The organism is Pseudomonas sp. C1C7 (assembly GCF_013359595.1).
GTDB lineage: Bacteria > Pseudomonadota > Gammaproteobacteria > Pseudomonadales > Pseudomonadaceae > Aquipseudomonas.
Genome location: NZ_JABFMP010000073.1, coordinates 1 through 8554, shown reverse-complemented (window position 1 = coordinate 8554; position 8554 = coordinate 1). Strand labels below are relative to the sequence as shown.

Genomic DNA, 8554 nt, shown 5'->3' with positions numbered 1-8554 from the left:
ACTCAGGGGCTTTGCCCCCACCTGTCCCCCTCTTGAAACACCCCGGCAAACCATCCCGGTCGTCCGCAGGCTGTTGGATCCATGAAACATTTGCTCACGTTTCCCGTTCGCCGCGAGCGCTGGCACGGTCCCTGCTTGACGCCCAAATATAGGGCACAGTGCTATCAACGCGATGCAGGTCTGGCCTAGCGCCACACCTTGCCGGGGAGGCAAAAGAATGAAGACCAAACAACCCAACCGTTCTTTCTCACGCCTGATACGGCCGGACATGGCTTCGGCCATCTTGTTCGCACTCACCATGGGGGACGCGGGGGCTTCACCGATCGACGATGAGAGCCAGCCATCGCCAACCGACCCCTCTTACTATCGGCCGCAACCTGCCGACCCCGCGGCCGCGCTGCTGGAAATCCGCACCATGCCGGAGGCCAACCACGGCTCGCTGTCGCTGCCCAACGGCGGCCAGGGCGACCGCAACACACCAAGGGCCGATAACGTCCTGCCCCCTGCGTTGCAGACCTCGTTCAACTTCCCCACCAACGGCAAGCCAAGCCCGCTGTTTGGCGCCGAACCCTTCACCCAGCAAATCCTCCTGTTCGAAGAATTCGGCCCGGAGAAACTCGACCCGCAAACACCGCCGGGGCAACTGACCTTCCCCGTGCCGACGGTGGGCCCGATGCCCGGCCAGGACCCCAACAGCATCGCCCGCAGCGGCCCTTCGGGAACCGCGCTGGAAGCCTTCCTGCGTCAACCGGGGCTGACGCCGTTCCCGACCCAATACTCCAACGTACTGGACCGCAACCCCTGGAAGGCGCAGATCGAAGCCTTCCTCAACCGCGCTCCGGTAGGCTCACCAGCGGAAGGACGGCCAGGCGGCAAAGGCTGGTCGCACCAACGCTGGAACGAGTTCTACCCGCAAGCCGCGTTCAAGACCGTGCAAGCCGGCGCCCGGCAGAACCTCGGTCTGCGCGACAGCAAACAGATGCACGGCTACGCCAAGGGTGAATTCGGTCCGGGCGGTCTCTACTACCAGACCTCGGACATTCCAACCACCAAGGGCACCACCAAAGGCATCGACATTCGCATCCATCCGAAGATGCCGATCCAGAACCACAACTCGGTGTGGACCTTCGACGGCACCCTGCCGCCGAAACTGTTGATGGTGCGCTACGGCCAACCGCTGCTGATGCGTCACTACAACGCCCTGCCGATCGATCCGGCCGCCAACAACGGTTTCGGCCTGCACACCATCAGCACCCACGAACACAACGGTCACAGCCCGGCCGAGAGCGATGGTTATGCCAACGCTTTCTTCTTCCCCGGTCAGTACTACGACTATCGCTGGCCGGTGCAACTGGCCGGCTACGACACCATCAACACCAAGGCCGAAGACCCGCGCGCGGCATTCCCATGCTCGCCGGGTGAAACCCTGTGGACCAACGACCTGAGCCCGGGCCTCAAAACCTGCGAGAACGGCAGCATCAAGATCCGCGGCGACTGGCGCGAAACCATGAGCACCCACTGGTTCCACGACCACATGCTCGATTTCACCGCACAGAACGTCTACAAGGGCAACGCGGTGATGATGAACTACTACAGCGCCATCGACCGTGGCAACGAAGCCTTCGAGGACGGCGTGAACCTGCGCCTGCCCAGCGGCAGCGCCATGCCCTGGGGCAACCGCGACTATGACGTGAACCTGGTGGTGGCCGACAAGGCCTGGGATGCCAACGGCCAATTGTGGTTCAACCCGTTCAACACCGACGGCTTCATCGGTGACCAGATGCTGGTGAACTGGCAGTACCAGCCCTACCTCAACGTGCGCGCCCGCAGCTACCGCTTCCGCATTCTCAACGGCTCGGTGTCGCGTTACATGAAGCTGGCCGTGGTACGGGAAATCAAGGGCACCGGGGGCGAGTTCCCCGGCCCGTCAGGTTCCGGTGTGTCCTACGCCCGGGTGCCGTTCCACATGATCGGCAACGACGGCAACATCATGGAACACGCCATTCCCTTCGACGGCAGCATGGACCTCGATGGCGACGGCGACCTGAAGGACAACAACGGCATCCTGCCGACCCAGGCGATTGCCGAGCGCTACGACATCATCATCAACTTCGCGAAAAACGGGATCAAAACCGGCGACAAGCTGTACTTCGTCAACCTGATGGAACACAAGACCGGCAAGGGTCCGGAGAAAGAGGAAGTGCCGCTGGGCGATGTCCTGTCCGAGAAATACAAGGCCGTGCTCAAGCAAAGCAGCAAGGGACCGCAGTGGGACAAGGGCGACCCGGTGGTGGGCAAGTTCTTGCAACTGATCGTCAAGGAATACTCCGGACAGGACCTGAGCATGGACCCTGTCGCCTATGAGCCGGCCAAGCCCGGCAAACCGGCCGGCAAGAAAATGATCCCGCTGACCATCAACCGCGACGACGTGGCCGACAAGGCAAAATTGGACCTGGCCCGTCACCGCAGCTTCACCTTCGGCCGCTCCGATGGCACGGACACCGCGCCCTGGACCATCAAGACCGACGGCGGCTTCGGCTACTCCATGGACCCACGCCAGCTCACCGCAGCGGCGCAATTGTCCACCGGGCCGACCGACGCCGGTTTCAGCGGCGACGGCACCCTGGAAGTGTGGAACATCAAGAACGGCGGCAACGGCTGGAGCCACCCAGTGCATGTGCACTTCGAGGAAGGGGTGATCCTCAACCGCGACGGCAAGGCACCGCCGGACTGGGAAAAATGGGCACGCAAGGACGTGTACCGCATCGGGCCGGAAGTCGACAGTTCCACCGAAGTGACCATGGCGATCCGCTTCCGCGAATTTGCCGGGACCTACATGGAGCACTGCCACAACACCCAGCACGAAGACTCGTCGATGTTGCTGCGCTGGGACGTCGAGCACCCAGGCCAGTTCGAGCTGATGCCGACACCGCTGCCCAGCTGGGATGTCGTGGAGTACGTTGCCACCGCTGCTCTGCCGACCTTCCGTACCGGTGGCAAAGGCGATGGCGGTAATGACGATGACGAGGACGAAGACGAAGGCGGCGACGACAACAGCACCAACAAGCTGCCGATCGCCGGTCCCGACGCCGGCAGCACCACCGCCGGTGTGCCGGTCACCCTTAACGTGCTGGCCAACGACAGTGACCCGGACAACAACGTGCCGCTGACTGTGGTCGGCCTGACCCAGCCGGATTCCGGCATGGGCACGACCACCACCGATGGCACCCGGGTGATCTACACACCGCCGGCCGCACTCACCGAGCCGGGCACCGCGTCCTTCACCTATGAAGTGCGCGATGCCAAAGGTGGCGTCTCGGCAACGCCTGGCACCGTGACTGTCTCGGTGGCACCGGCGGCGACCAGCAACGAGGACCTGCAAGTGACCAGCGCCACGGTCGCGGTACGCAGCAACAACCGTTACACCTGGGACCTGGCGGGGACCACGTCACTGACCGGATCGGTGCTGACCGTCACCGCAGCCACCACCGGCGGGCCGCTGGTACTGGGCACGGCGACCCTGACGCCAACCGCCACCGGCGCACGCTGGAGGATCTCGGCGAGCACCACTGGCAACGGGCCGGCGGCCACCGCGACCGTGACGATCAAATCGTCCTCCGGCAAGTCGGTCACAGCGCCCATCTCCGTCCGTTGACCGGCATCACCTTGCACTCCAGCCGGTACCGCTGGAGTGCAAGGCTTCAATCAGTACTCTGCACAGGACGCAATCATGATCACTTCATATTGGAACCGGACGATCAGACTCCTTCGCCTGTTGCTGCTTTTCACCCTGGGCATCACTGGCGGGGCCGCCGCCGTTGCCGAGGAAAACGGCACGAGCACACCCTGGGGCAAGGACTATTTCCCCAACACCGAACTGGTCAATCAGGACGGCCAGAAGGTGCATTTTTTCGATGACCTGATCAAAGACAAAGTGGTGGCGATCAACTTCATCTTCACTTCCTGCACCGATTCCTGCCCACTGGAAACCGCGCGCCTGCTCCAGGTCCAGAAGGTGCTGGGCGACCGGGTCGGCAAGGACATCTTTCTCTACTCGATCACCATCGATCCGGAAACCGACACCCCAGAGGTGCTGAAGAAATACACCGAGAAATTCAGGGTCGGCCCGGGCTGGCAGTTCCTCACCGGCAACAAGGATGACATCACCGCCCTGCGCAAGAGCCTGGGCCTGTTCATCGAAGGCATCGACAACGGCCGCAACAAGGACCACAACCTGAGCCTGATCATCGGCAACCAGAGCACCGGGCGCTGGATGAAATCCTCGCCCATGGAGAACCCGTACATCCTCGCCGACCGCCTGGGCAAGACCTTGCAGAACTGGAAACAGCCGAGCACCAGCACCCAGGACTACGCCACCGCCCCGACCCTTCGTCCGCCTAGCGCCGGCGAGCAGATCTACCGCACCCGCTGCTCGTCCTGCCATACCGTGGGCGACACCGCGAACGCCGGCATCCGCAGCATCGGCCCCGACCTGATCGGCGTCACCCGCCAACGCGACCCGCAATGGCTCAAACGCTGGATCAAGGAACCGGACGTGATGCTGGCGGAGAAAGATGCGCTGGCCACCCAGCTGTTCGAGCAATACAACAGCCTGGCGATGCCGAACCTGCGCCTGGGGGAGATCGAGATCAATGCGGTGCTGACCTATCTGGCCGAAGAGACCGAACGCCTGCAGCCGCAAGCACCGGTGGCGCAGGACACCCACGATGAACACCACCAGCATGCGGGGCACAAGATGTAAGGCGGCTAACCACAGTTCCCCTCGCCCCCTGTAGGAGCTGTCGAGTGAAACGAGGCTGCGATCTTTGATCTGTCAAAGACAAAATCAAAAGATCGCAGCCTGCGGCAGCTCCTGCATTGGAATGCAATCAACTGTAGGAGCGAGCTTGCTCGCGATGGACTCAGAGACGCCGCGGGGCATCATGTTTCCCGCGTTAACGTTGACGGCCATCGCAAGCAGCTCGCTCCTAAAGTCATTTCGAATTGTGAAAAATTCGTTAACCAATTGGTAATTATTGCTTTTTTTCCAGGATCCAATCTGGCACTCTGTTGAGAATGATTATCACAAGTAATCTCAACAGCATTTGTGTGAGTGCCCATGTCCGCCTCGTAACGCAATTCGGTCGACCCCGCCGCCGCTGAAACACCCCCCCCATTCGCTCAATCCGACATCCATTCTGTAAGGAGACTTTCGCGTGCAATTTTTTTGGCCCCGCCCTCTCGCCGTTGCCGTTGCCCTGGCCAGCACCTCGCCCTTTGTACTCGCGCAGGAACCCGCTACGGTGACAACGCCTGACGAGCCGATCAGCGACCAGCAGGTCCTGACACTGGGAGCCGTGAACGTCAGCGCCGATCAGCTGGGCCAGACCACCGAAGGCACGGGGTCGTACACCACCGGCGCCATGTCGACCGCCACCAAGCTGCCGCTGACCATGCGCGAAACCCCGCAGGCCGTGACCGTGATCACCCGTCAGCGCATGGACGACCAGGCCATGACCAGCGTGAACGATGTGGTCAGGGCAACGCCGGGCCTGTTCCTCAGCCAGTCCAGCGGCCCAGGTCGACAAACCTACAGCGCACGCGGTTTTGACATCGACAACATCATGTACGACGGCCTGCCGAGTTCTTACACCGGCTGGAACGTCGGCGTGCAGCCCAACCTTGCGATGTTCGACCGGGTCGAAATCATTCGCGGCGCGACGGGCCTGGTCACCGGCAGCGGCAACCCTTCGGCGGCCATCAACATGATTCGCAAGCGCCCCACCGCCACCCCGCAGGTCACGTTGACCGGCGCGGCTGGCAGTTGGGATGACTATCGCGGGGAGTTCGACGCTTCCGGTGCGCTGAATGACAGCGGCAGCGTGCGGGGTCGCGTGGTGGGTTCCTACCGCGACTCGGACAGCTTTCGCGACGAGGAAAAAAGCGACCATGGCTTGTTCTATGCCATCGGCGAGGCGGACCTGAGCGACGACACCACGGCAACCCTGGGCTTCTCGCGCCAGGAAGACCAGACCAACTTCTTCTGGGGCGGCCTGCCCATCGGCACTGACGGCCACCATCTGGACTTGCCGCGCTCCACTTACCCGGGCACGGATTGGGAAAACAAACGGCAGGAAATCAACACGCTGTTCGGCGAAATCGAGCATCACTTCGCCAACGACTGGAGCCTGCACCTGGCGGCCACCAAGTCCTGGCAGGACGCGCTGTTCTCCGGCACCTATCTGTCGCGCTACTCCGGCCCGCTGGCGACAACGGCCTATCAGTCCAAACCCCAGGAAGACCAGACCGCATTCGATGCCTTCGCCAGCGGCCCGTTCGAAGCTTTCGGTCGTACCCATGAACTGGTGCTCGGCGCCAGCCGTCGTGAAGTCGACCTGCGCACTCGCGAGTACAGCCCCTATGCCCTGTCATGGGCGATCGGCGCACCGAAACCGGACTTCGTGCACAGCGGCGACAGCCATGAAGTCACCAGCCAGGACGGCGTCTATCTGACCACCCGCCTGAGTCTCGCCGACCCGTTGAGCCTGATTCTCGGCGGCCGTCTGGACTGGTATGACTACGACAACCGCACAGGCGAAGGCGACTACAAGGTCACCCGCAACGTCACCCGTTACGCGGGCGTGATCTATGACCTGAACGACACCTACTCGGTCTACGCCAGCTACACCGACATCTTCACCCCGCAAACCTCCAAGGACATCTCCGGCAAGGTGATCGAGCCGATCGTGGGCGAGAACTACGAAATCGGCATCAAGGGCGAATATTTCAACGGCGCCCTCAACGCCAGCCTGGCGCTGTTCCAGGTCGATCAGAAGAACCGCGCCAGCGTCGCCGACGACCAGACCGGTTGCCCGGAGATGACCTGCTACGAATCGTCCGGCCTGGTTCGCAGCCAGGGCATCGACATGGAACTGCAGGGTGCGTTGACCCCGAACTGGCAGGTGGGTGCCGGCTTCACCTACACCCGCGCCCGCTACAAAAAGGACTCGGACCCGGCCAACGACAACCAGCGCTTCACCCCGGATCAGCCGGAACGCCTGTTCAAGGTGTCCACCGCTTACCGCCTGCAAGGTCCGCTGGAGAAGTTCCGCGTGGGCGGCAACGTCTACTGGCAGAGCCGCATGTACAACGACGTGGCGCTCGACGATGGCAGCTATCGCATCGAACAGGGCAGCTATGCGGTCACCGACCTGATGGCCGGCTACGAGGTGAACAAGCACCTGGACCTGCAACTCAACGCCAACAACATCTTCGACCGCACCTACTACTCGGCGATCGGCTATGACGTGACCTGGGGTTCGACGGATACCTACGGTGCACCGCGCAACTACATGCTGACGGCCAAATACAGCTTCTGATATGGGAGCTACATGCGCGGAGCCTGATCGGTTCTGCGCTCGTATTGCAGATAGCCGTGAGTGTCGATTCCGCTACGCACGAAACCTGCTCGTTCGTAGAGGTGCCTGGCGGGGTTCTCGGGCTTCACACTCAACTTCATGAGCGTGAAGCCTTCTCGCAATGCCGCGAGCTTGCTCGCGCCTACAGATTGCTGCACTGGATGCAGCATCCATCTGCGCCGAACCCGGATTATCAAACTCTCCAGAACCAGTGATGCTTCCCCGCACCACAAACCACACAGGTAAGCACCATGGGATCCGTCATCCGCATCCACTGCGCCGGCACTCCAGAGGTCATGGAAGTCCACCCCCTCACGCCCGCCAGTCCCGCATCGGGCGAAGTCTGGGTCGATCAAAAAGCGATTGGGGTTCGCTGACCTCCAATGACAGCGAAGCGCTGCTCAGCGCCGCGTGTGCTGGCGTAGGCATTTTGGGTGCGGGTGACTGGTTGTTCGAGAAGGCGCTGCGCAATGGTGAACTGATGCGGGTGTTGCCGGATTGGGAGCTGGGCGAGCGCGGGGGAATCTATTTCATCCGGCCTTCGGCGAAGTTCACGTCCGCCGCAACCAGGGCTTTGAAAGCCTGGCTGAAAGATCAATTCACGCCTTAGTTCCTGCCCCCTATTCCTGTAGCAGCTGGCGAAGCCTGCGTCCGGCTGCGAAGCAGCCGTATCTCTGAACAGCCTCGCATGATGACTTATGGCCACTGTGCGCAAGAAGTTGCGCACAAAAAATGTGGATAAGCCTGTGGGCACATTCCCGTAGACCACGTCGCCCGTGCTGTACAGGCGAGTGCGCAAAAAGTTGCCAGGCACTGCGCAACTTCTTGCGCACTTTTAGGGGCAATTGAGCTTCGAATTGTTTCAAACGTCGAACAAAAACGCCTCATACCCCCGGTTTCATTGACCCTCAATATTTCTGGCACGTTCCTTGAGAAGGACTCTGGTAGCCATCGGGCGATTTTGCCCCGTGTGCCCCCTTATTTTCGCGTTCCTCGATGCCGTGTTCGGGCGACGGTACGCGTTACTCAACACAAGGAACAGGGAATGGACTGCCCAGTGAACAACGTTTCCCAAGCCAACTATTTGTTGATTGATGGTGTATTGCGGCCCGATGCGCTGGCCCGTCTGTACCAGC

4 protein-coding genes are annotated in these 8554 nt (G+C 61.6%); all 4 read left to right on the top strand.

What is annotated here, in order from left to right:
* Positions 1-268: 268 nt before the first annotated feature.
* Positions 269-3655: an Ig-like domain-containing protein gene (locus HNO86_RS29865; RefSeq protein ID WP_256672842.1), complete on the top strand. Its 3387-nt coding sequence runs from the start codon at positions 269-271 to the stop codon at positions 3653-3655.
* 75 nt (positions 3656-3730) lie between these two features.
* Positions 3731-4762 carry an SCO family protein gene (locus HNO86_RS29860; RefSeq protein WP_175380528.1) on the top strand — a complete coding sequence of 344 codons (1032 nt, stop codon included), beginning with the start codon at positions 3731-3733 and terminating at the stop codon, positions 4760-4762.
* 454 nt (positions 4763-5216) lie between these two features.
* Entirely contained in the window at positions 5217-7379 is a 2163-nt protein-coding gene (locus tag HNO86_RS29855; RefSeq protein WP_372242578.1) for a TonB-dependent siderophore receptor, read from the top strand.
* A gap of 253 nt (positions 7380-7632) precedes the next feature.
* Entirely contained in the window at positions 7633-8028 is a 396-nt protein-coding gene (locus HNO86_RS29850) for a LysR substrate-binding domain-containing protein (protein WP_256672840.1), read from the top strand.
* Positions 8029-8554 lie beyond the last annotated feature (526 nt).

What these genes read in the sequence shown, in the direction of transcription:
- HNO86_RS29865 (WP_256672842.1), top strand. Translation starts at nt 269, where the DNA reads ATGGCTTCGGCCATCTTGTTCGCACTCACCATGGGGGACGCGGGGGCT.
- HNO86_RS29860 (WP_175380528.1), top strand. Translation starts at nt 3,731, where the DNA reads ATGATCACTTCATATTGGAACCGGACGATCAGACTCCTTCGCCTGTTG.
- HNO86_RS29850 (WP_256672840.1), top strand. Translation starts at nt 7,633, where the DNA reads ATGCTTCCCCGCACCACAAACCACACAGGTAAGCACCATGGGATCCGT.